This window comes from Thiorhodospira sibirica ATCC 700588, assembly GCF_000227725.2.
Classification (GTDB): Bacteria; Pseudomonadota; Gammaproteobacteria; order Ectothiorhodospirales; family Ectothiorhodospiraceae; genus Thiorhodospira; species Thiorhodospira sibirica.
This window is the reverse complement of record NZ_MU255056.1, coordinates 393,422-417,123: the sequence shown is the minus strand read 5'-3', so window position 1 is coordinate 417,123 and position 23,702 is coordinate 393,422. Positions and strand designations below refer to the sequence as shown.

The 23,702-nt window shown below is 57.2% G+C and carries 19 protein-coding genes; 9 read left to right on the top strand and 10 right to left on the bottom strand.

The genetic code is table 11. From position 1 onward, the window contains the following. Window positions 1-38: 38 nt before the first annotated feature. The 10 genes from THISIDRAFT_RS02060 to THISIDRAFT_RS02015 form a co-directional block, all read right to left on the bottom strand. Window positions 39-1,205, bottom strand: coding sequence for a methyl-accepting chemotaxis protein (locus THISIDRAFT_RS02060; RefSeq protein WP_006786318.1), 1,167 nt, complete (start codon window positions 1,203-1,205; stop codon window positions 39-41). A gap of 110 nt (window positions 1,206-1,315) precedes the next feature. After that, window positions 1,316-2,383: a protein-glutamate methylesterase/protein-glutamine glutaminase gene (locus tag THISIDRAFT_RS02055; protein ID WP_139063947.1), complete on the bottom strand. Its 1,068-nt coding sequence runs from the start codon at window positions 2,381-2,383 to the stop codon at window positions 1,316-1,318. Window positions 2,384-2,398: 15 nt separating this feature from the next. Beyond that, the gene (gene cheD / locus THISIDRAFT_RS02050) at window positions 2,399-3,064 is read right to left on the bottom strand and encodes a chemoreceptor glutamine deamidase CheD (protein ID WP_006786316.1); all 666 of its coding nucleotides are present in this window, start codon (window positions 3,062-3,064) and stop codon (window positions 2,399-2,401) included. After that, complete coding sequence (locus THISIDRAFT_RS02045; protein ID WP_050984827.1) at window positions 3,064-3,912, bottom strand: CheR family methyltransferase; 849 nt, start codon at window positions 3,910-3,912, stop codon at window positions 3,064-3,066. Before THISIDRAFT_RS02045 ends, cheD begins: the two co-directional genes overlap by 1 nt. 107 nt (window positions 3,913-4,019) lie before the next feature. Then, window positions 4,020-4,460, bottom strand: coding sequence for a hypothetical protein (locus tag THISIDRAFT_RS02040; protein ID WP_006786314.1), 441 nt, complete (start codon window positions 4,458-4,460; stop codon window positions 4,020-4,022). Window positions 4,461-4,481: 21 nt separating this feature from the next. After that, entirely contained in the window at window positions 4,482-5,816 is a 1,335-nt protein-coding gene (locus tag THISIDRAFT_RS02035; RefSeq protein WP_006786313.1) for a phenylacetate--CoA ligase family protein, read from the bottom strand. 402 nt (window positions 5,817-6,218) lie between these two features. After that, window positions 6,219-6,713 (bottom strand): 2-oxoacid:acceptor oxidoreductase family protein, encoded by a 495-nt coding sequence (locus THISIDRAFT_RS02030; protein WP_006786312.1) that lies wholly within the window; start codon window positions 6,711-6,713, stop codon window positions 6,219-6,221. Between the two features lie 127 nt (window positions 6,714-6,840). Continuing rightward, the gene (locus tag THISIDRAFT_RS02025) at window positions 6,841-8,472 is read right to left on the bottom strand and encodes a thiamine pyrophosphate-dependent enzyme (RefSeq protein WP_006786311.1); all 1,632 of its coding nucleotides are present in this window, start codon (window positions 8,470-8,472) and stop codon (window positions 6,841-6,843) included. Between the two features lie 247 nt (window positions 8,473-8,719). After that, window positions 8,720-9,895: a methionine adenosyltransferase gene (gene metK / locus THISIDRAFT_RS02020; protein WP_006786310.1), complete on the bottom strand. Its 1,176-nt coding sequence runs from the start codon at window positions 9,893-9,895 to the stop codon at window positions 8,720-8,722. A gap of 128 nt (window positions 9,896-10,023) precedes the next feature. Continuing rightward, on the bottom strand, window positions 10,024-10,956 hold the full coding sequence (locus THISIDRAFT_RS02015; RefSeq protein ID WP_006786309.1) for an alpha/beta fold hydrolase: 933 nt from the start codon (window positions 10,954-10,956) through the stop codon (window positions 10,024-10,026). Window positions 10,957-11,554: 598 nt separating this feature from the next. Between THISIDRAFT_RS02015 and THISIDRAFT_RS02010 the strand changes: the two genes are divergently transcribed. The 9 genes from THISIDRAFT_RS02010 (at window position 11,555) to THISIDRAFT_RS01970 (ending at window position 23,647) form a co-directional block, all read left to right on the top strand. Beyond that, the gene (locus THISIDRAFT_RS02010) at window positions 11,555-12,868 is read left to right on the top strand and encodes a response regulator (protein WP_006786308.1); all 1,314 of its coding nucleotides are present in this window, start codon (window positions 11,555-11,557) and stop codon (window positions 12,866-12,868) included. Window positions 12,869-12,971: 103 nt separating this feature from the next. Continuing rightward, window positions 12,972-13,820, top strand: coding sequence for a pyrroline-5-carboxylate reductase (gene proC / locus THISIDRAFT_RS02005; protein ID WP_006786307.1), 849 nt, complete (start codon window positions 12,972-12,974; stop codon window positions 13,818-13,820). Window positions 13,821-13,888: 68 nt separating this feature from the next. Next, window positions 13,889-14,443 (top strand): YggT family protein, encoded by a 555-nt coding sequence (locus THISIDRAFT_RS02000; RefSeq protein WP_006786306.1) that lies wholly within the window; start codon window positions 13,889-13,891, stop codon window positions 14,441-14,443. A 93-nt stretch (window positions 14,444-14,536) separates the two neighbouring features. Continuing rightward, window positions 14,537-16,264: a lipid A export permease/ATP-binding protein MsbA gene (gene msbA / locus THISIDRAFT_RS01995; RefSeq protein ID WP_006786305.1), complete on the top strand. Its 1,728-nt coding sequence runs from the start codon at window positions 14,537-14,539 to the stop codon at window positions 16,262-16,264. A gap of 12 nt (window positions 16,265-16,276) precedes the next feature. Then, window positions 16,277-17,275 carry a tetraacyldisaccharide 4'-kinase gene (lpxK, locus tag THISIDRAFT_RS01990; protein WP_006786304.1) on the top strand — a complete coding sequence of 333 codons (999 nt, stop codon included), beginning with the start codon at window positions 16,277-16,279 and terminating at the stop codon, window positions 17,273-17,275. A gap of 10 nt (window positions 17,276-17,285) precedes the next feature. Further along, window positions 17,286-17,483: a Trm112 family protein gene (locus THISIDRAFT_RS01985; protein ID WP_006786303.1), complete on the top strand. Its 198-nt coding sequence runs from the start codon at window positions 17,286-17,288 to the stop codon at window positions 17,481-17,483. Window positions 17,484-17,695: 212 nt separating this feature from the next. Then, complete coding sequence (gspC, locus tag THISIDRAFT_RS01980) at window positions 17,696-18,625, top strand: type II secretion system protein GspC (protein ID WP_040851408.1); 930 nt, start codon at window positions 17,696-17,698, stop codon at window positions 18,623-18,625. 11 nt (window positions 18,626-18,636) lie between these two features. After that, complete coding sequence (locus tag THISIDRAFT_RS01975; RefSeq protein ID WP_006786301.1) at window positions 18,637-19,548, top strand: glycosyltransferase family 2 protein; 912 nt, start codon at window positions 18,637-18,639, stop codon at window positions 19,546-19,548. A gap of 16 nt (window positions 19,549-19,564) precedes the next feature. Next, window positions 19,565-23,647 (top strand): response regulator, encoded by a 4,083-nt coding sequence (locus THISIDRAFT_RS01970; protein ID WP_006786300.1) that lies wholly within the window; start codon window positions 19,565-19,567, stop codon window positions 23,645-23,647. The last annotated feature ends 55 nt before the right edge of the window (window positions 23,648-23,702 follow it).

Here is a 23,702-nt window from a genome sequence, read left to right as displayed (position 1 = left end):
CGTCTGTTCTGTGTTGAAAAAAGCGGATGCTACGCTACCTAAAATAATTCTACCGAACCTTGATCCATGTTTTTTTGTGACACCGGTTTGTGGCGCTCATTTTTCCACAGTGTACGGTAATCCTCGATCTGCTGTGACAGGCTGTGATCATCGGCGCTATTGGCCAGGGCGGTACGCAGTAATTTTATGCGCTCAATGCTGCGGGCGGCGCAGGCCAGCGATTGGGTGGACATATCTTCAAACTGCAAGGCGCGCACCGCATCGGCTACAGCTTGGTCGAGCTCATGGCCGACTTCCTGAATCTCGTTAAGGCTGTTGTCCACCCGTTGGGTCATCTGTTCGGCCAGATCAAAGCTTTTCTGGATGCGTTCTTTTTCGCGCAAAACAGAATTCATATCCTGCGAGGCAATGGCATGAACCGATTTTTGCATTTCCGCCACGGAGCGGCGCGCCTCATCCACGCTCACCTTGATTTTCTCATTAAAAGCATTGGAATGCGCAGACAGTTTGCGCACCTCATCGGCAACCACGGCAAAACCGCGCCCGGCCTCGCCAGCGCGCGCCGCCTCAATGCTGGCATTGAGCGCCAGCAGATTGGTTTGTTCGGCCAGGTTGCGGGATTGCTCCAGCAAATGAAAGATGCCGTTAATGTGCGTCAGCATATCATCCATCTGGTGGGCAGTTTGCACGCTGAGTTTACTGACCTGTACCAGCATATCGACAAAATCCTGCAAGACATCGGCGGATTCCTGGGCAAAGGCGCTCATGAAGTTAGAATGCGTGTGGCCTTCGTGGTTTTCGGCCTGCAAGCCGTCCATCACAATGCTGGCCTGGCGACTGCTCAGCTCGTGCAGACGATTAAAACTGGTGGATAATTCACGCACTGCATCGATGAGCATCCCGCGTACCGAGGCAATATCGGCCTCGATTTCCTTGACTTCTTCCCCCAGCGCGGCATCAAGGCTGTTGAGTGTGGCCATACACAAACGGCGTTCCTGCTGTTCCTCGTGCACCTGCTGGGCGCTCTGATGGTGACATTCGGGGTCCGCCTGACGGCGCAAGGCCAGGGTTAAGGCCGCCAAAAGTAATAGACTAATACCAACTTGCAACCAATTAAATGCCAATAGGGCCATTACGCCGATACTTGCCGCTAATACCAAGGCGATCCAGCTCCATAACAGGCACTGTGTATTGCTTTTATCCATGTAGACCTAAGACCTTTGTTTTGGGCTGTTTCGCCATGCTACCGAATAAACGCGATACCGGAAAGGTGTCACCCGTCATTGCGCGGGGGCATACCGTGGGTGCGACGCGGTTAAGCCTTGACCGCCTTGAGCAGGGCGGTGGCCACGCGCTGCAGCGGCAATACCTCATTGACGGCACCGAGTTTTACTGCCTCGCCCGGCATGCCCCAGACCACGCTGGAAGCCTCATCCTGGGCCACGGTGTAAACGCCGAGGTCATGCAACTCTTTCAGGCCCTGCGCGCCGTCATTGCCCATGCCGGTCAGAATTGCCGCACAGGCATTGATCCCGGCCGCCTGTGCCACGGAGCGAAACAAGACATCGACACTGGGACGGTGGCGGTTCACCGGTTCGCCATCATTGAGGCGGCAGATATAGCGGGCACCATCACGCGCCAGCAGCAGATGACGCCCACCGGGGGCGATGAAAACATGACCCGGACGCACCACATCGCCATCTTCGGCCTCCTTGACCGTAAGATTGGTCTGGCGGTTCATGCGATCGGCAAAGGCGGCGCTAAATCCAGCGGGGATATGCTGTGCAATCACGGTGCCGGGGGCATCCGGCGGCAGGCCTAATAATACCTCTTTAATCGCCTCCGTGCCGCCGGTGGAAGCGCCGATGGCAAAAATGCGATCGGTGGTACGCCAATGCTTGCTGGCGGTGGCTTTGGGCAAGACCGCATCGGCGCTATAGCGCGGTGCGGGGCTGTGCGGGGCGGTCAGGGCGCGTACCGAGGCGCGTGCGGCGGTGCGGATTTTTTCGATCAGTTCATCGGCATAATCATTGATGGAATGGGCCACATCGACCTTGGGCTTGGTGACAAAATCAATGGCCCCCAATTCCAGCGCCTGCATGGTGACTTCAGCGCCTTGTTCCGTCAGCGAAGACACCATCACCACCGGCATGGGCCGCAGCCGCATCAGATTGCGCAAAAAAGTCAGGCCGTCCATGCGCGGCATTTCCACATCCAGGGTCAACACATCAGGATTGAGCTGCTTGATGCGATCCCTGGCCACATAGGGATCGGTGGCGGTGCCCACGACCTCAATATCTGCCGCCTTGCTCAAAATCTCGGTGAGCAGGCGACGAATCAGGGCAGAATCATCAACAATCAGTACACGGATCGGGGTCCTCACAACCACATAGCCCTCTTAGAATAATTCAACTTCGCCTTGAATCGGCTTTTCATCAAGTTTTTCCATATAATCGACTTCACGCAGGATAATCGTGTCGTTATGCAGGGTACGCAGGCGTTTGACGCGCACCCGCCCGGTTTGCGGGAAAAACACGACCTTGCGCGGATGAAAGCCACCCAGATCCTCACCCAGTACGCTCAAGCCTTCAACGCGCACATATTCGCGCACAAAACTGATATTCTGACGACCGATATCGGTCATCTGCGCCAGAATACGGCCACCGCCAAACAGCTTGACCTCCAGGTTTTCACGCCGCCCGCCATGCTTGAGAATATCGTTGATCAGCCGCTCCATCGCAAAGCTGCCATAGCGGGTAGCCGACGACCAGGTACAACTGCCCCAGTCATGGATATTCACCCGTTCACTGTGAGGCAACATGAAATGATTCATGCCGCCAATCCCCAGTTTACGGTCACGAATACAGGCCGAGACACACGAGCCTAAGACGGTGGTGATCAGCTCGGCGTTTTTGGTGACATAATACTCGCCGGGAAGGATCTTTGCGGCATAATGTTCATGCAGCCGATCCCAGTAACGGTTGATTTTTTCATAACCGGGGAGTGCCGGCGGCAGCGGCTCATTGGGATTGACGCGGCTGCCAAAGCTGGGCGGATGGTTCATCAGAGAATTCTTTGATAGATGGTACCGCCCAGCGGACGGAAACGCTCACACACCTTAAACAGCGATTCGGAATGCCCGACAAACAGATGTCCTTCCGGGTGCAGCTGATCGGCAAACCGGTTGAACAGGCCACGCTGGGTATCCTTGGTAAAATAAATCACCACGTTGCGGCAAAAAATCACATCAAAGGCTTGCTGCATCGGCCAGCTCCCTAAAAGGTTGAGCTGCCGAAAGGTGATCAGCTTGCGCAGCGCCGGGCGCACCTTCACCATGCCGGTATTGCGCCCCTTGCCCTGCAAAAACCAGCGCTTCATGCGCACGGCTTCCAGCTTGCCCAGGCGTTCCAGCGGATAAACCCCGGCAGAGGCTGTACTGATTACATTGGAGTCCAGATCGGTGGCCAGAATGCGGATATCCCAACTGGCGGGCAGGTTCTCTGCCAGTACCATCGCCAGTGAATACGGCTCCTCGCCGGTTGAACAGCCTGCCGACCACACCCGGATGCGCCGCTGGGGGCGCTCATTGACCAGCCGGGGCAAGAGTTCCTGGGCGAGAAACTCAAAATGATGCGGTTCACGGAAAAACGCCGTCAGGTTCGTGGTCAGGGCATTGACGAAATTTTCCACCTCACCGCTGTCGGGGTCTTCCAGCAAGGCACAATAATCGGAAAACTGTTGCAGCCCCAGGGCCCGCAGACGGCGCACCAAGCGCCCATAGACCATCTGGCGCTTGGCCTGGGTCAGCGAGATACCCGCATGTTCGGCAATAAAGCGCACCACAAAGTCAAAGTCTTTATCCGTCAGCTCAAATTCATTTTTTGTGCTGGCATAGGGGGTTTGCTCAGACATCGGGTTAGGGGCGGTTGCTGCCATCCGTTTGTGCCTTAATGAAATAGTTGCCTGCTCAACGCACCGCGACACCGCAACGGTGTCGCGACGCAGCGTAGGCTGAGGGCCTATCCTTCCACCGCCGCAAACAGCTCCTCGGCCTCAATCACATGATGCCCCTGCGCTTTGAGGTGAGCAATGGCACGATCCGGGTCTTCAAAGCGGAAAATGAGCGCAGCGCGCTGATCACGCCGCATGGAAAAGGCATACATATATTCGATTTTCAGCCCGACATCACCGGCACTTTGCAACACCTCAGCCAGCCCGCCGGGGCGGTCTTGTACATCCACCGCCACGACCTCGGTGAGATTGACCACCCACTCGGCGTTTTTCAGGATGGCATGGGCACGTTCCCAGTCACGCACAATCATGCGCAGGATGCCAAATTGGGCGGTATCCGCCAGCGACAGGCTGAGGATATTGATGCCTTCCTGGGCCAGCAAGGTCAAGGGCGCGGCCAGATGTCCCGGACGATTTTCCAAAAATACCGACAGTTGTTGAAGCTTCATGCACGCTCTCCTGTGACTCTCTTAAATCTCACGCTGATCAATGACCCGGCGGGCTTTGCCTTCGCTGCGGGCAATGGTGCGCGGTTCAACCAGACGCAAGGTGACACGGATGCCCAGAATATGCTCAATCGCCTTGGCAATCTTGGTGCGTACATCTTCCAGGGCACGTACTTTATCACTGAAGACCTCCGGGGTCACTTCGACCTCGACAGTCATCTGATCCAGACCGCCCTGCCGGGTGAGGATGATCTGATAATGCGGAAGGGTGCCTTCCACCGCCAGCAGCGCCGCTTCGACCTGTGAAGGAAAGACATTGACGCCGCGAATGATGAACATATCATCCGAACGTCGCCCAATGCGCTGAATCCGCCGAATGCTGCGCCCGCAGCGACAGGGTTCTGCAATGATGCGGGTAATATCGCGGGTACGGTAGCGGATCACCGGCATCGCCTGCTTGCTTAAGGTGGTCAGAACCAGCTCACCTTCGGCGCCATCGGGCAGCGGTTCGCCGCTTTCCGGGTCGATGATTTCCGGATAAAAATGATCCTCAAACACATGCAGGCCGTGCTGCGCCTCGCATTCACTGGCCACGCCGGGGCCGATGATCTCGGATAAGCCGTAGATGTCATAAGCCTTGATCCCGGCGCCTTCTTCGATGCGCTGGCGCATCACATCACTCCAGGGCTCGGCGCCGAAGATCCCGGTGTGCAAGGGCAAGGTGCGCAGATCAATGCCCATTTCGGTGGCGCGTTCGATCACATGAATGAAATAGCTGGGTGTGGCACACACTGCGGTGACGTTGAAATCCTGCATCACCATCAGTTGTCGCTCGGTGTTGCCGCCCGACACCGGAATCACTGTCGCGCCCAGGGCCTCGGCGCCATAATGTGCGCCCAGACCGCCGGTAAATAAACCATAGCCAAAGGCATTTTGTAAGATATCGCCGCGATGCAGGCCACAGCAGGCAAAGGTGCGGGTCATGACCTCCGCCCACACGCCCAGATCCTCACGGGTATAGGCCACGACAATGGGCTTGCCGGTGGTGCCTGAGGAGGCATGCAGGCGCACAATCTCGCTCATCGGGCTGGCAAACAGGCCGAAGGGGTAGGTATCGCGCAGATCGGTTTTTACGGTAAAGGGCAGGCGCCCGATGTCACTGAGCTGCGTGATGTCATCTGGTCGGACCCCATCGGCCTGCATCCGCTCGCGCACCAGGGCGACATTGGCATAGGCCCGCTCAACCACGGCGCGCAGACGGCGTAACTGCACCTCCTGCAGTTTGCCCTTGGGCAGATAATCGGCCGCACTGGCCGGGTGAAAGCCCCCGGCGGCATCGTTCCAGCGTTCAACTAGCATCTTGGTGTTTCTCCCCCCTTCTGGCAAACCCCTTGCGGGGCTTTAACGGTTCGCTAAAAAATTTTCAAATGTTTTTATATTTTCACATTTTTCGCAGATTGACCATTCGCCGCGAGTGCCTATCGCCTTGACGGTTCCGCCCGCTTATCGCACCATTTGCTTCGACGCGATAACCCGGCGCCAGCGGTCGCGACGCGCTCAGGCGAGACCTTAAACGCACGCAAGCGTTAGATAAGACGGGTTCGCCCGCACTGGCGTTGACGGCGTGAACAGACTTATTCTGATTAGTGCAATTGTGGATAGGTTTTTATGCGCGGTGAATGCGTGATGGTCTGTTCCATCTTATCGGTTTTTCAGTGATCCAGGGACGGCATTGCCATCGCGCACAATGCCGTCACCCACTCAGGATTTAAAGCGGGCCTCGCCTTGCCGCCGTCCCAGCGCAAAAGCCTGTTCGTTGACCTTGTGCAGACGTACCGCCAGGCATTCCTTCAGACCCTGCTCCCAATGTTCGGGCTGCAGCGCCAATAGCACAGATAACACACCCAGCATGGCGACATTGAGGCTTTTTTTGTTACGCAAAGCCCCGTCAGGAATAAGATCGGGGCTTAGCAACACGCCCCCTGGACGCAACAGGCCGCGATTGATCTCCACCTGGGTGGGCTCTAGCACCAGCAAAAAATCAGCCTCCTGGGCGGGCACCATCGGACTTAACACCTCGCTGCCAAAACGCACATCGCTGGTGACCGAGCCACCGCGCTGGCTCATGCCGTGCAGCTCACTTTTCTTCACATCCAGACCTGCCGCAAAGGCGGCTGCAGCAAGGATATCCGAGGACTTGATAATGCCCTGTCCTCCCAGTCCGGCAAAAACAACATTGGTTACGGTATTTGACATGATTGGCCCTTTATCTTGGCGACACCTTCCCGGTGCCGCATTTTCTCAGTGACATCAAATGATCTGGTGGTGGCGACACCTTCCAGGTGTCGCTATAAAATCAGCGCACGCAAGAGGCGTTCGCAACCTAGTGACCCACCGCCCCGGCACAGCTGGTCTGCAATTTCTCCTCCGCCGCCTGTTCATAGACACGGATCATCGGCGCTGCCAGCACACAGGGGCGCTCAGCAATCACCAAAGACAGCTCGTCTTTGGCCAGCAGTTCCTGCAACAGGCTTGCAAAGCCCTGCGGGTCTTCCATCGGGTCGGTGACGTGTACGTTCTTGATGCCCATGCCCCGGCCCACGGCAGCAAAGTCCATTTTGTTGGTGGGTTCATGCCCCAGGGAGCGTCCCGTGCCCGGATGTTCCTGCCGTCCGGTCATGGCGGTGGTGCTGTTATCCAGAATCAACACCACATGCCCGGTGGGCGGCGGGTTATAGACCATCTCGGCCAGACCGGTAAGCCCCGAATGCACAAAGGTGGAATCCCCAATCACACTGACCACCCGGCGGGCCTGCGCCTCTGGCAGCACATGACGCATCCCCAGCCCCACGCCAATCGCCGCGCCCATGCACACACAGGTATCCATGGCGTTAAACGGCGGCAAAACGCCCAGACTATAGCAGCCAATATCCCCGGCGACGATGCAGTCCATATGCCCCAGAATCTCAAACACCGGCCGATGTGAGCAGCCCTGACACAGCTCCGGCGGCTTACCCTTGGGCGGTTGCGGCTCAGGACTAAGATCACCGGCCAGAATCCGGCGCACGCGGGGAACGGTCAGTTCACTGAAGCGATACATCTCCGGCTTGGCCTCCACCATCAGGCCCTCAGCACGCAGCGCCTCATAGAGCAGATGGTCCCCTTCTTCGATGACGATGCAGCGCTTGACGCTGCGTACAAAATCCGCAATCAGCGCCATCGGCAGCGGCCAGGTCATGCCCAAAGCCAGCAAACTGGCTTGGGGCGCCGCCTCGCGGGCGTGCATAACCGAGATCCCCGAGGCGATGATGCCAAGCTCGCTACTGCCCGGATAGATGCGGTTAAAATCGCTGTGTTCGTTAAAGCGGGTCAGTTCTGCCATCTTGGCACGAATGCGGTGATGTGCCGGTTTGGCGTAGGCCGGAATCATCACCCGGCCGGGAATATCGCGCACAAACTCAGGCGTGGGCGCCGGAGTGACATCCTGGTTCGGCACCACCGGCGTTTTGGCATGGCAAATGCGCGTGGTCATGCGCAAAATCACCGGAATCTTGTGGCGCTCAGACAGTTCAAAGGCCTTGAGGGTGAAGTCATAAGCCTGCTGGGAGTCACATGGCTCCAGCATCGGCACAATCGCGGCACGGGAATAATGGCGATTATCCTGCTCGTTCTGGCTTGAGGCCATGCCGGGATCATCTGCAGAAATCAGCACCAAGCCGCCAATCAAGTCGGTATAGGCCGCCGTAAACAAGGGGTCAGCGGCAACATTGACCCCCACATGCTTCATGGTGATCAGGGTGCGGCCACCGGCAAAGGACACACCGATGCCGACCTCCAGGGCCACTTTTTCATTGGGCGACCATTGCGCCTTGCCGCCGATATGATCCAGGTATTCCAAAATTTCGGTAGAAGGCGTACCCGGATAGCCTGTCCCCAGATGCACCCCCGCATGTAAGGCGGCCAAGGCGACCGCCTCGTTACCACTTAGCAAAAGACGTTGCTGCGTTGTTGCCATGAATCATCTGCTCCACGTCGCGACACCTTCTCGGTGTCGCTGTAAAATCAGCGAACGCAAGGGGCGTTCGCCACAGGTGTTGAAGAGTTAAAACAAAGCGCTCGGTGTTGGTGCTTGTGCGGTTTGCCAAAGCCTGCTGTCCCGGCAACCCCTGGCGTTATCGGCAACCAGGGACCACCGGGTTTTAAGCCGCTGACCAGTTGCGCGACAAGCCCCGCCGTTCAGGGCGGGGAAGGATAGCCAAGACTTATTTAATGCCTGCTGCCTGGGCCAAGTGTGCGGCCTTGTCGGTGCGCTCCCAGGGTAAATCCAGATCGTTGCGGCCGAAATGCCCATAGCTGGCGGTGGGCTGATACAAGGGGCGCAATAAATCCAGCATCTGGATAATCCCCCACGGGCGCAGATCAAAATGTGCGCCCACCAGCTCGACAATGCGCGCATCCGGGATTTTGCCGGTGCCGAAGGTTTCAATGCTGATCGAGGTCGGACGCGCCACCCCGATGGCATACGACACCTGAATCTCGCAGCGATCCGCAAGCCCGGCGGCAACAATGTTTTTCGCCACATAGCGTCCGGCATAGGCTGCCGAACGGTCCACCTTGGAAGGATCCTTGCCGGAAAATGCCCCGCCGCCATGGCGCGCCATGCCGCCGTAGGTGTCTACAATGATCTTGCGGCCGGTCAGACCACAGTCACCCACCGGCCCACCGATGACAAACTTGCCGGTCGGATTGATATGGATATGTTCATTGGCGCACCCGGCAAACCAGGCGCTGGGCAATACCGGCTTGAGGATGCTCTCAATCACCGCCTCGCGCAGATCGGCCTGACTGATCTCCGGGTCATGCTGGGTGGACAACACCACCGCCTCAATGCCCACCGGGGCACCGTCTTCATAGCGAAACGTAATCTGGCTTTTGGCATCCGGGCGCAGCCATGCCAGCTCGCCGCTTTTGCGCACTTGCGCCTGACGGCGCACCAGTTGATGTGCATAGTGAATCGGTGCGGGCATCAGCGCATCGGTTTCATTGCTGGCATAGCCAAACATCAACCCCTGATCACCCGCGCCCTGATTCTCCCGATGACTGACATCACGATCCACCCCTTGCGCAATATCGGGCGACTGTTTACCCAATGCATTGATCACCGCGCAGGTGTGCCCATCAAAACCGACCTCGGAGCTGGCATAGCCGATATCCACCACCGCCTGACGCACCAGATGTTCATAATCAATCTGGGCCGAGGTGGTGATCTCGCCGGCCAGAATCACCATGCCGGTTTTTACCAGGGTCTCACAGGCCACGCGGGCGTGCGGGTCCTGAGCAAGAATGGCATCGACAATGGCATCCGAAATCTGATCCGCCATCTTATCCGGATGCCCCTCAGAGACGGACTCGGAGGTAAACAGGTAATTTTTGTTCATCGAAAAATAAAACTCCTCACAATCACCTTAAGGGTGCATTTTCTTTGCAAAACCGCACATAGGCTTTGCAGGGTGGCGATAAAAAGGCCCACTTACGGGCCTTTTTGCGACATGCCGCGGGCCTTATGCTAAGCCAGTTTGGTCAAAAAGGCATCATAACTGGCAGCGACCTCTGTTGGCATCTCAAAATGGGGTAAAGCGCCGGTAGAGAACACCTCATGGCTCCAGTTGGGCTTGCCCTCTACGCTATTTTTATGTACAAAATCAATGAAATCACCGCGCACACCGTGGATAAACCACACCGGATGCTGCAGGTTTTGATAAATCTCGCGAATGTCGCGGCTGAACAAAAAGCCCGAGACAAAATAAAACGGCGCATGATGCGCACCCGGTTGGCGTGTGGTCAGGCAGTCATAATTCAACATACCCTCATCAATGTCCTTGCTGCCCCAGGTCTTATTGAGGAAAAAGCGAATGCCGGAGCGCGAGGTCAGGGTGTTGAAAAAGCCCTTGGCCCATAGCGGAAAATTGAAGGTATGGTAGAGCAGATGCTTGCCGCGATGCGATTCCGGCGCGCCAGTTTTGGGGGTAGAGCGGTTAAAGCCGGTCGGACTGATCAGGCCGATGGAGCGGAAAGACTCCGGCTTTTCCTGGGCGGCGCGGGCGAGAAACTCACTGCCCAGCGAAACCGCAATGGCATCAATGGGCTGCTCGCCGTGGATTTTCTGGATCTCCTTGACCATCTCGTGAATCGCATCGGTCATCAGACGGATGGTGTATTCCCGCGCACTGCGATCTGAAAACCCAAAGCCGGGCAGATCCGGGGCATACACCGGGCGCTGCTTGGCATAATGCTCATATAAAGGCCGTACCTCATAGGCCGAGCCCGCTGCATTGATGGTATGAATCAACAGCAAAGGACGCGACTGGGTGTCATTCTCCGGGGCATTTTTGTAATAGCTCAGCCGCCCGGTGGTTTCTGGGCTAATTTCACAGCGCTGTCCCGATACCGCCTGACTCAGCGGTGGATAGGAGGTTTCACTTTTGTCTTTTTTTGCCATATTGTCGTTACTGCCCTTCCAAAAAACCTAACCAACGTTGATCAGGCTAGATTTATCCGCACCTGGTTGATGCGACACCGTCGCCCAACTCAAGCCCCTTGACGCCCAGCGGCGCCGAAATCCCTGCACGATCAGACGGATTCAAACACCCGCCCCTTACACGCTAAAGCGCCCACGCAAAAAACGCCAGGCACTGACAGCGACGGCCTGTCTGTCCGCCGGTTGCGGCTGTACCGCAACGCTAAGACCCGCACATCCTGCGCAGGAATCAAACCGCTTACGCAAAACACACAGTATAACGAATCAGACCGATAGCGCGCAGCAATTCCAAATCTGACCCGGCCTTTGGTCTCCGATGTTGGATTCCAGAGACGTAGCCACATCTCCCAGAAACCGCTTAATGATCTTTTCAACGGCCTGCCAGGTGGAAAGCCTTGTGTGAATTCGCATGTGGGGCGTGGTGGATACAGGGAGAAAAGCGCCTGGCTATATACTAGCCGTGGGCGGGTGTGCGGTATATCATTTCGGCCGCAGGCCCGGATGCTTGGACGCAGTGGCGATTTCAACAGCTTTATGCTCCCTTTAGGCGATACCCGATATGCAATCCTACCAAACGATGCAGCTTAGCCGGTTAAAAGACCCTCGCTTGGGGCCAGAGGTGCCGTCTACAAAGGTTCTGGTTGCCGATGACAGCAAATCCATTTGTGATCTGTTATGTGCCTGTCTGGCAGATATTCATGGCATTGAGCCGATTAAGGCTGGTAATTTGCGCGAAGTCACCGAACAGCTGGAGCGTCATGGGGCGGAGTTTATGTGTGCGGTGCTGGATCTGAATCTGCCGGATGCCCCGGATGGTGAGGTGGTTGATTATGTCAGGCAATATGGCATTCCCATCATTGTGCTCACCGGCAGTGTCAATCCCGTGGTGCGCGAGGCCATGCTGCAAAAGCAGGTGATTGATTATGTCATCAAAGGCAATCCCAACGAGATTGAGCATGTTGCCTATGTGGTCGGGCGGCTGTATGAAAATCAGGCGGTTAAGATCTTGGTCGTGGATGATGCCAACAGTGTTCGCGGGTATCTTGAGCAGTTGCTCAAACATTATCGCTATTACACGCTGAGTGCTGCCGATGGCGAAGCGGCTTTGGAGATCTTGCAGCAACACCCGGATATTGCCTTGGTCATTACTGATTATTATATGCCGGGCATGAATGGGCAGGAGTTGATCCAACGGTTGCGCAAACACTATCGGCGCGAGGAGCTGGCCATCATTGGTCTGTCCGATGCCACGCATACCGGCCTGTCGGCAATGCTGTTAAAATCCGGGGCCAATGATTTTCTCAATAAGCCCTTTGAGGTCGAAGAGTTTTACTGCCGCGTCACCCAAAATACCAATATGATCGGCTATGTGCGCCAGATTCGTGAGGCCGCCATCCGCGATTTTTTAACCGGGGCCTATAACCGGCGGCATCTGTTTGAGCTTGGCGAAACCTTGTATGCCAATGCCCGCCGGGGGCATATCCACCTGGCTGCGGCAATTATTGATGCTGACCATTTCAAGCGGATTAACGATCAATACGGCCATCAGGCCGGGGATACGGCGCTCAAGCGGATAGTGCAGACGCTACACGCCAATACCCGCAAGGCGGACATCATCGCCCGCTATGGCGGCGAGGAATTTGTCTGTCTGGCGGTATTGCAGGAACCGCAACAAGCGGCGGCAGTGTTTGAAAAAATCCGCGCCGCGATTGCCGATATTGCGCTTAATCTCCATCACAGTCCGGTACAGATCACTGCCAGCATCGGCGTGACTCTGTCGCTGGAAGAGGATTTGGATACCATGTTGCAGCGGGCCGACAAGGCGGTGTATCGGGCCAAGGAGCTTGGGCGTAATCAGGTGGTGTGTATCTAAACGGGGGCGCTAAACCAAGCCCTATGAGCGGTGGCGGACGCATCTTGCGTTCGCTTTTTTGAAGCGACACCTGGAAGGTGTCGCCACGTGGAATGCAAATTTTATGAATGAAACCCTAGCCTTTCTGGGCGCCGGGAATATGGCGCGCAGCCTGATCAGTGGACTGATTCAGAATGGATGGAACCCCAGTGCCTTGTGGGCCACGGATATTAACCCACAGACTCTGCACGCCTTAAATGAGGGCTTTACCCACATACATACCACCGATGACAATGCCTTGGCCTTGGCCCATGCGGAGGTGGTGGTGCTAGCGGTCAAGCCGCAGTCTTTGGCGGAACTGGCCCGCGCCATTGCTCCGCAGGTGGCACAGCGCAAGCCGCTGCTGATCTCGATTGCAGCGGGCGTGACCTTGGGGGATCTGGAACACTGGCTGGGTGGCGAGGCCGCGTTGGTGCGCTGTATGCCCAATACTCCGGCGCTGATCGGCTGTGGTGCAACCGCCTTGTTTGCCAATGCCCGTGTTAGCCCTGAACAGCGCGCCCTGGCGGAGTCCATTTTGCGCGCGGTCGGTCTGACCGTCTGGCTGGAAGAGGAAGGTCAGCTGGATGCAGTGACGGCGTTGTCGGGCAGTGGCCCGGCGTATTTTTTCCTGATCATGGAGGCCCTGGAAGATGCCGGGGTCTCGCTGGGTCTGGAGCGGGATACCGCCCGTCTGCTGGCCCTGCAAACCGCCTTTGGTGCGGCCAAGCTGGCGCTGGAATCTGATGAGGATGCCGCCACATTGCGCGCCCGGGTGACTTCCAGGGGGGGGACTACAGAACAGGCGCTGGCGGTGTTAGAGCAAGGCCGTCTGCGTGATGTATTCCAGCAGGCCCTGGAGGCGGCGCACCACCGCTCGCGGGAATTGGCGCAGCAGTTGGGGCAGGATGGTGCCACTGCGTCATTACGCTAAATACGTCTTAGGTTTTTTCGACCCATTGACGCTGTGTGCGTCATTTAATTTTCAAGGACATGTAAACCATGCCGACTCCTTTGCAAAACGTCGCGGTGTTTTTGGTCTCGACGCTGTTTAGCCTGTATATTTTGATATTGATGCTGCGCACTTTGCTCGCCGTATCGCGGGCCGATGTTTATAACCCGATTTCGCAGTTTTTAATCAGTGCCACGCAGCCGGTGCTGCGTCCCTTGCGCCGCCTGTTGCCCTCGGTTGGCCCCATCGACAGTGCCGCGTTTTTTCTGATTTTTACCTTAAAGCTGATGGAGCTTTGGCTGATTGCGCTGTTAAGCGGGATTGGCGTGGGGCTGTTGGCGCTGATGGTCTTGAGTCTGGTGCAGCTAGCGCGTCTGGTGATTTATATCTACATGGTTAGCCTGATCATTGAGGCGGTCATGAGCTGGTTTATGGCTGGGGGCGGGATGCGTCATAATCCGCTGGCCTCTTTGCTGCATAGCCTTAACCGCCCCCTGCTTACCCCCTTGCGGCGCATCCTGCCACAGACCGGGATGATTGATCTCTCCCCCCTGGTTGCCATCATTGGCCTGAATGTCTTGCTGATTCTGATCAGCTCCTTTTAACGGCAGGGGCAGGCTATTTCTTCTTCATTACCTGATTCCCTCGCACCGCCAGATAGCGCCCAGCTGTCTGGCTGGCAGGTCTATCAACACCTGTTGGGCTACTCCCTGGCCTATTGGCCGATTCTGTCACTATCGCTGCTGACCATGGTGCTAACGGCGGCTACGGAAACCGGCTTTGCCGCCTTGATGCGTCCGCTGATGGATGGCAGCTTTGTGGCCCGTGATCCGGATCTGATCCGCTGGATTCCGCTGGCCATTCTGGGCTTGTTTATCGTGCGTGGTGTGGCGGAGTTTGTCTCCAATTACACCATGAAATATGTCGGGCGGCAGGTGGTAAAAACCTTGCGTGAACGGCTGTTTTGGCACCTGTTGCACATGCCGGTGGGGGCTTACGATAACACCCCCTCGGGCCTGCTGGTGGCGCGCCTGACTTACCATGTCGAACAAGTGGCCGGGGCGGCCACGGATAGCCTCACGATTTTAGTGCGCGATACGCTCACCGTGCTGGGCCTGCTGGGCTGGATGCTGTATCTGAACTGGCGGCTGACCCTGGCGGTGCTGATTATTGCGCCGTTGGTGGCCATTGTGGTGTCTCGTGTCACCCGCCGCTTTCGCCGTCTCAGTCGGCGTATTCAGTCGTCCATGGGGGATGTCACCCAGGTGGCCAACGAGGTCATTGACGGGCAGCGGGAGGTCAAGATTTTCAACGGGCAAGCCTACGAACAGGCGCGCTTTGATCAGATCAATGAACGCAACCGCCGCCTGCACATGAAGCTGGTCGCCGCCCAGTCCGGACACATGCCGCTGGTGCAATTCATTGTCGCGCTCGCCCTGGCGCTGATTGTCTGGCTGGCAACCTTGCAACCTACGCTGGAAAGCCTTAGCGTGGGCACCTTTGTGTCGTTTATTACCGCCATGCTGCTACTGCTGACCCCGGTGCGACGCCTCACCAATGTCAATGTCTTGCTGCAAAAAGGCATTGCCGCCGGGCAAAACATCTTTGCCCTGCTGGCCTCGCCCACCGAGACCGACCTCGGTAAACAGTCCGTGAAACGGGCGCGGGGCCACATTGAATTTCGCCAGGTGGAGTTTGCGTACACGCCAGCACAGGGCGCGGTGTTACACGACATCACCCTCACCCTCCAACCGGGCGAAACCGTGGCCCTGGTCGGGCGCTCCGGTAGCGGCAAAACCACCCTGGCCAGCCTGTTGCCGCGCTTTTACCGTCCACAGCACGGCAGCATTACCTTAGACGGTATCCCCATTGAACAGTATCGGCTCTATGATCTGCGCGCCCAGATCGCCTATGTGGGCCAACATGTCACCTTGTTTGACGACACCCTGGCGCATAATATCGCCTATGGGCAACGCGGTCCTGAGCGGGAGGCGCGCATCCAGGCGGCGGCTGAGGCGGCCTATGCGATGGAATTTATCAATGCCCTGCCCCACGGGCTGCAGACGCGTGTGGGCGAAAATGGCATCCTGCTCTCCGGCGGGCAGCGTCAGCGCATCGCCTTGGCACGCGCCTTTTGCAAAGATGCCCCGATCCTGATCCTGGATGAGGCAACTTCAGCCCTGGATACCGAATCGGAGCGCTACATTCAGGCGGCCATGGAGAATCTAAGGCGCAACCGTACCACCCTGGTGATTGCGCACCGTCTCTCCACCATTGAAAGCGCCGATCGCATTGCCGTCATGCAACAAGGCCGCATTGTCGAGCTGGGTACGCATCAGCAATTGCTGGACCAAGAGGGCATCTATGCCCGCCTGTATCGACTGCAATTCAACACCGAGGCCCCTGCCAGCGGCCTTGGCCTATAAGCGAGACCGGTCATGCGCATTGAAGACCTGTGGCAAGACAAAACCCTGTTAGGCTTTGGTCTGTTTCCGTTATCGCTGGTGTATTGCGCCATCACCAAAGGGCGCGCTCTGTGGTATGCCCAGCAAGACCCGTATCAGCGCCAGCGGCCCGCCTTCAAGGCCATTATTGTGGTGGGTAATCTGACCGTCGGCGGAACCGGCAAAACGCCGATGGTGATCTGGCTGTGTGATTTTCTGCGTCGTCAGAATCTGCGACCGGGCGTCGTCAGTCGCGGCTATGGCGGGAAGGTGGTCAAATTTTCACGCGAGGTCACTGCCCACAGCGACCCTGCCGAGGTTGGCGATGAGCCGGTGATGCTGGCCCGACACACCCATTGCCCGGTGGTGGTCGATGTCGATCGCCTGCGGGCAGCGCATACTCTGCGGGCCTTGCATGACTGCGACATCCTCATCAGCGATGATGGCCTGCAACATCATGCCCTGCCGCGAGATATAGAGATCGTGATGGTCGATGGCGAGCGCCGCTTTGGTAATGGCCTGTGCCTGCCCGCCGGGCCGTTGCGCGAATCGGTCAGCCGTCTAAACCGCGTTGATTTTGTTGTCAGCACCGAGCTGCGCTATGCACAAAGCCACATCATGCACCTGGTGGGTAATTTAGCCATCCCCCTGGATGGGCAGTCGCCCTTGTGCAAACTGGCCAGTTTCAATCAACAACCGGTCCATGCCGTTGCGGGCATCGGCAACCCTGAACGCTTTTTTACCTCACTGCGCAAAAAAGGTCTGCGAATCATCCCCCACGCCTACCCCGATCATCACCGCTTTCGTGCCGCCGATATTCGCTTTAACGACGACTACCCGGTACTCATGACCGAAAAAGATAGCGTAAAATGCAAAACCTTCGCCGACGACCGGCATTATTTTGTGCCGGTCAAGGCCCACCCCGAGGCCCGTTTTGTCAGCGCCTTTGCGCAACGATTACAGGCCGTCATCCATCTAAACCGTTTTAACTAAGGCGCCCGCAATGGACAAACGCTTACTTGATATCCTTGCCTGCCCCGTCACCAAAGGGCCACTGCTTTTTGATGCGCAAAACAACGAGCTGATTTCCTGCGCTGCTGCGCTCGCCTATCCGATCCGCGACGACATCCCGGTCATGCTCGAAGAAGAGGCCCGCCCGTTGTCGGATACAGAACTGGAGCACTGGCGTAAACAGAAATAATCCCACCGGGAGCGCACAGCACCCTGGGCAAAAAAAGCGGCATCTGGAAGATGCCGCCACATCATAGCCACGCATGATTCGTAATGAGATGCCTGCGCGGTGCTGGTATGATGCACACCTTATGCAAAGGTCATCTCAGGGCTTGGTCCTGCGTTGTTTTATTCGCCACGCATCTATTGGAAATCCACGCGTTGCTCTCTGCAAATCTTAAAATGCCCATCCAATACCTTTCCCAGCTCAAGCAGCCTGAGCGCCTGGCCAACCTGGCCCCGCTGGTCACGGCGGCGCTGATTGTGCTGTTTAGCGGGTCATTGGCGCAGTTGACCTGGACTGTGCTCGCGCCAGGCGCGCATGATGTTGTGCCACTGGGCAGTGCGGTTGAGCGTATCGGCCAAAGCGAGCAGCACCCGCGTTATCTGGAACAGGTCGCCGAGCGGCATCTGTTTGGTCGCCATCAGCCAGAGGCAGCGGTGGTCATCGCACCGCCGCCGATAGAGATTCCACAAACGCGGCTGCGACTGGAGCTTAAAGGGGTGATGGCCTTGGCTGATCCGCGTGCAGGAACGGCCATCATTGCCGGCAATGGCGGGGATGAGCAGCATTATGCCATCGGTGCGTCGTTACCCGGCGGGGCGCGGCTTGAGCAGGTCTATCCTGATCACGTCATCCTCTTTAATCAGGGCAAGGAAGAGAAATTGCCGCTGCTGCGTGAATTACCCGATGTCAATCCGTCCCCGGTGCGCACTTCCGGCAGCGGCGCTGTTGCACCCACACCGCCACCGCCGATCCCAGCCTTGCCCGATGCAATGCCGCCGGATGCGCAGGCGGGTCATACCCTGGCTGCACGCCGTGATGAATGGCTCAATGATCCAGGCACTTTCTTTGATGCGGTGCGCATCCAGCCGATGATGGATCAGGGCCAGTTACGCGGCTTTGCCATATCGCCGCGCCGGGATGCGCGCCTGTTTCGTGAACTCGGCCTGCGGCCTGGGGATGTGGTCATTGCGGTCAACGGTCAGCCGGTGGCCAGTATCACCAATCCGGCACAACTGCAAAACCAACTCGCCCAACTAAGCCAGCTGACCCTTGACATCGAGCGCAATGGTCAGCCGCACAGCGTCATTATTGCGCTGAATCCTTGAGCATTGCCCTTATGTCCCCGTGTGCAGAGCGTGTGGCGGTGGTCATCGTCACCTTTAACAGCGGGCCACTGGCGGTGGAATGTGTTGAACGCGCCCTGCGCGCAGCACAGGTGGCCGAGGTGGTGGTGGTGGATAATGCCTCTAAGGATGATACCCCCGCCGCCTTACAGGCGTTGGCGCGGCAGGATGCGCGTCTGCGCTATCTGCGCAATGCCCGCAATCTGGGCTTTGCCACGGCGCTCAATCGTGGACTGGCGGCAACCCAAAGCCCCTGGATTTTATCCCTGAACCCGGATTGCTTGCTGGAAGCCGACACGCTGTCTCAGCTGTTGCGCATTGCCACACAATATCCCCAGGCCGGAATGCTGGGCTGTGTGCTGCTCAATCCCGACGGGCGCGAACAGGCGGGATGTCGCCGCCATGAACCTACCCCCATGCGCAGTCTTGCGAGGATTCTGCATCTGCCGCGCTGGCTTCCCTTCATGCATGTCCAAGACCTTAACCGTCACACCGAGGCCCTGCCAAATACACCGATTGCGGTAGATGCCATTTCCGGGGCTTTCATGCTGCTGCGACGTGCGGCGATGGAGCGCGTCGGCCTGATGGATGAGGGTTATTTTTTGCACTGCGAAGATCTGGACTGGTGTCATCGTTTTCGCCAGCACGGCTATACCGTCCTGTTTGTGCCCTCGCTGCGGGTGTTGCATGTCAAGGGCGTGAGCAGTCGCCGCCGGGTGCGGGTGGAATGGCATAAACACCGGGGGATGTTGCGCTATTATCACAAATTTTATCGACATCGTTATCCTGTGGCGCTATATGGGCTGGTATGGTGTGCGGTGTGGCTCCGCTTGGCGCTGTTGTGTCTGATGTTACCGTTACTCGACTCGTTGCAACGACGACACAGCTGCCGCTTTGATGTTTAGGGAGAAAATATCGGTCATGCGCTCTTATCTTGAATTGGCCTTACCACAAAACCCCAAAGCCTTGATTGTGGTCTTGCTGTTTGTCTGGATGGCTTGCGTGGCGAGTCTGGGGTGGTATCTGCACGAACGCACCCAGCAGGGCATTGAGGCCCATCTGCGCGAGCAAACCCAGATGCAGGAATTGGCCTGGCGGGCGGTATTGCAGCACCATTACGAAAGCATGGAGGCGTATTTTCGCTTATATGTGCTGGACCCGCAGACGCTGGACATCCTCGTTTTAGCGCAGGACACCGACACCCGGGACGCCGCCAGGGCCGCACTGAAGACGCATCTGGATACCGCCTATCGACAGATGCTTTTGCACGGTGTGCGCCAGTTGCATTTCCATTTGCCCAATGGCGATAGCCTGCTGCGCTTTCATGCCCCGCTGCAGTATGGCGATAACCTCTTTGCTGCTCGCCACAGCGTCTATATTGCGAATACCGAAAAGCGCATCATCAGCGGTTTTGAGGCCGGTCGCGTGGCCTCCGGTTTTCGTAATGTGTTTCCGATCAGCGCACCGGATGGCCAACATCTGGGCAGTGTGGAGTTGAGCGTTCCCTTTGAGCGTATTCGGCATAATTTGCTGGCGCTGCATGGCAGTGGCGATTTTGAGTTTGTGATCAATGCCGGCCAGCTGCAAGCGCGCCTGTTCACCGCGCAATTTGCGCTGTATGCACCCTGGGAAGGTTCACAGCACTTTTGGCGAGAAGACCCGCAGCGCACCCTGCCCAATGCTGGCCCGGAGTTGTCTGAGCAAAGCCTGGAACTGGCGACCTTGCTGGCGCGTCATGCGCGGGCACAAGCGCTGCTGGAGACGGGCCAGGCGGGCAGCGTGCTGCTCAAAAAATACGCTCAGCCCTATGTGGTGACCTTGGTGCCAACCCTGGATGTGGGCGGCGAGGTGGGCGGTTTTCTGATTGCCTATCGCAGCGCCCCGCAGCTCAGTACGCTCAGTGATCAATGGTATGTACTCTGGCTGGCGGGGGCGGTGGCTGTGGGGGCGATGTTGTTTGTCCTGTGGCTGTTGTTACAAAGTCACCAGCGCCAGCGACGGGAAAAACAGTATCTGCAAACCGTCTATGACACGATGGGCGAAGGGCTGTATGTCACCGATGATGCGGGCGTGATTCTTGATGTCAATGCCACCGCCTGCGCGCTGCTCGGCTATGCCGAAGACGAGTTAATCGGCTATATCGCCCACGACCTGTTTCATCGCCACACCGCCAACGGCTTTTTGCCGCTACAGCAATGCCCTTTATTTCTGAGCACCGCCGACAAGCAAAGCTTTGATAGCATCGACCTGTTTCGCGCCAAAAGCGGGCAATTGCTGCGGGTGCAGATCTTCAGTCGTCCGTTGCTGATCAAAGGACGCTTGCGCGGCGCCGTGACGACCTTCAGCGATGTCAGCACCCAGGAGCAACTACGTCAGGAATTATTCACCCAGCGAGACCGCTTTCGCGGAATTTTTGAGCATACCCACAGCGGCGTGGCGGTGTATCAGGCGGTGGATAATGGGCAGGATTTTGTCTTTGTAGACATCAATCCTGCTGTGGAAAAAATGGAAGGGCTGGCGCGTGAGGCCATTTTAGGGCGGCGGGTCACGGCGGTGTTCCCCGGCATCATTGAGTTTGGCTTGCTGGCGGTGTTTCAGCGCGTCTATCACACCGGGCGCAGCGAGCTGTATCCGGCAGCGCTGTATCGCGATGAACGCATCCTCGCCTGGCGGGAAAACAAGGTCTTTAAGCTCAATTCCGGCGAAATCGTCGCCGTTTACAGCGATTTAACCCAGATCAAGCAGAGCGAACACGCCTTGCAGCAGGCCAAAGAAGAGGCCGAGCGCGCCAATCAGCTCAAAGGCCAGTTTCTTGCCAATATGAGCCATGAGATCCGCACCCCGCTCAACGCGGTGATTGGCCTAAGTCATCTGCTGTTGCAAACGCCGCTCAATGAAGGCCAGCTCGATTATCTGCACAAGATTCACGATTCTGCGCGCATTCTGCTGGCCATCATCAACGACATTCTGGATTATGCCAAGATTGAGGCCGGTAAGCTTGAGCTTGAGATACAGCCGTTTAGCCTGCATGAGCTGATCCAGCAGATGGGGACCCTGTTTGCCGCCGCCGCCAGCCAGAAAAATCTGGAGTTATTGTTTCAGATTCATCCCGATGTGCCGGATCGCCTGATCGGTGATCGCCTGCGCCTGGGACAGATTCTCACCAATCTCTTGGGCAATGCCATTAAATTTACCCATCAGGGCACGGTATCTTTGCGTATTAGCCCCACGCCCTTGCCGCCGCATCAGGTGCATCTGGATATTGCGGTGGAGGATAGCGGCATCGGCATGAGTGCCGCGCAGGTGGCCAAACTTTTTCAGGAATTCAGCCAGGCTGACAGCTCAACCACCCGGGAATACGGCGGCAGTGGTTTAGGGCTGGCCATCAGTCGCCAGTTGGTCGATAAGATGGGCGGGCGCTTTACGGTGCAGTCTGAACCTGGTAAGGGCAGCTGCTTTGGTTTTTCGCTGACCCTCCCCATTGCCGAGCCCAACACGCCGGATATGCAGTGCCCGGAAGCTTTGCAGGGAATGCGCCGTGTCTTGGTTGCCGATGATCATCCGCTGGCGCGGTGCATTTTGCGTGAAATGCTCGAACACTGTCAGTTTGAGGTTCATGAGGCCACAAACAGCGATGCGACCCTGAAAGCGATACACCGCGCCCGAGAAAATGACCAGCCCTTTGATTTTGTACTGCTGGATTGGGATATGCCGGGGCAGCGCGATGGCATGGGGGTGGCCCGCGAAATTTCCAGACAACAAGCGCCACAGGCTACCGGCATCCCACAAACCAGCGTGATCATGATCAGCGCCCTGGCCGCCCCGATGACGCCGGGCAAGCGTGACTATCAGGTGTTCCTCAACAAGCCGGTCACCCTGCCCATGCTATGGAAGGCCATGATTCAAAGCAAGCAAAGCCAGCCTGCCACACCATCGCCGCCGCCTGCAAAAGCAGCCCCGGATTTTTCTGCATACACCCTGCTGCTGGTGGAAGATAATCTGATCAATCAGCAGGTGGCTGTCAGCATGCTGAAAAAGACCGGGGCCCAGGTATTGGTGGCCAATCAGGGCCTGGAGGCGGTGAATATTGCCCATACCCAGCTCCTTGATCTGATTCTGATGGATCTGCAAATGCCGGTGATGGATGGCTTTACCGCCGCCCGTCAGATTAAAGCCCTGCATCCACGACTCCCGATCATTGCCTTATCTGCGGCAGTGCTTGATCAGGATCGTCAGGAAGTCAAAGCGGCGGGCATGGATGCGCATCTGGGTAAACCCATTGAACCAGAACGCCTGTATCAAACCCTTGCACACTACCTGCAACAACGTCCTGAGCATCGCCAGGCATCAACAGCGGGCGGTGCAGCAAGCGCCTTAGCCGTAGCGCCGGGTAAGCTGCCCCGGCAGTTAGACGGCTTTGATCTTGTCAGGGGTCTGCAATTTATGGATCAGGATCAGGGGCTGTATCACAAGATGCTGCTGGCTTTTAAGGCGCGGCTCCATGAGGAATACAGCAGTCTGCCAAGCCTGCTGGCGCAAGGCAATACTGCCGAAGCCATGATCGTCGCGCATAAACTCAAAGGGGCGGCAGGTACCTTGGGAGCAACCACGCTGCAACACCTGTGTGCTGATATTGAACAGCGTTTACGCGATGCGCAGGCCGTACCCGAGGCCATGCAACAACAGCTCATTGCCGCCGTGCAGCAGACTACCCAGGCGCTGCGTGTACTCAAACCCTCGCATCGCACGGATCGCACGCTCAACCCACATGTACGGCTGCATCTCCTGGATGAGCTGTATAAAGCGCTGGAACACCATGAATTCATTGATGATCCGGTGCTGGATGCCGCCCTGGATATCTGGCAAAGCAAAGTTGATGAAAACACCCTGGCGCGTTTACAGGAACTGATCGAAACCATCCAGTACGAGCGTGCCCTGGAACTGCTTACGCAACATCATCTTCATAGCAAAACCGAGACACCGCCTGCTGCACCATCCGCCTAAACCGCGTTTGCGCCTACCCATCGGCGTCTTTGCAGCGCTCAAAGGGAAATCTGTG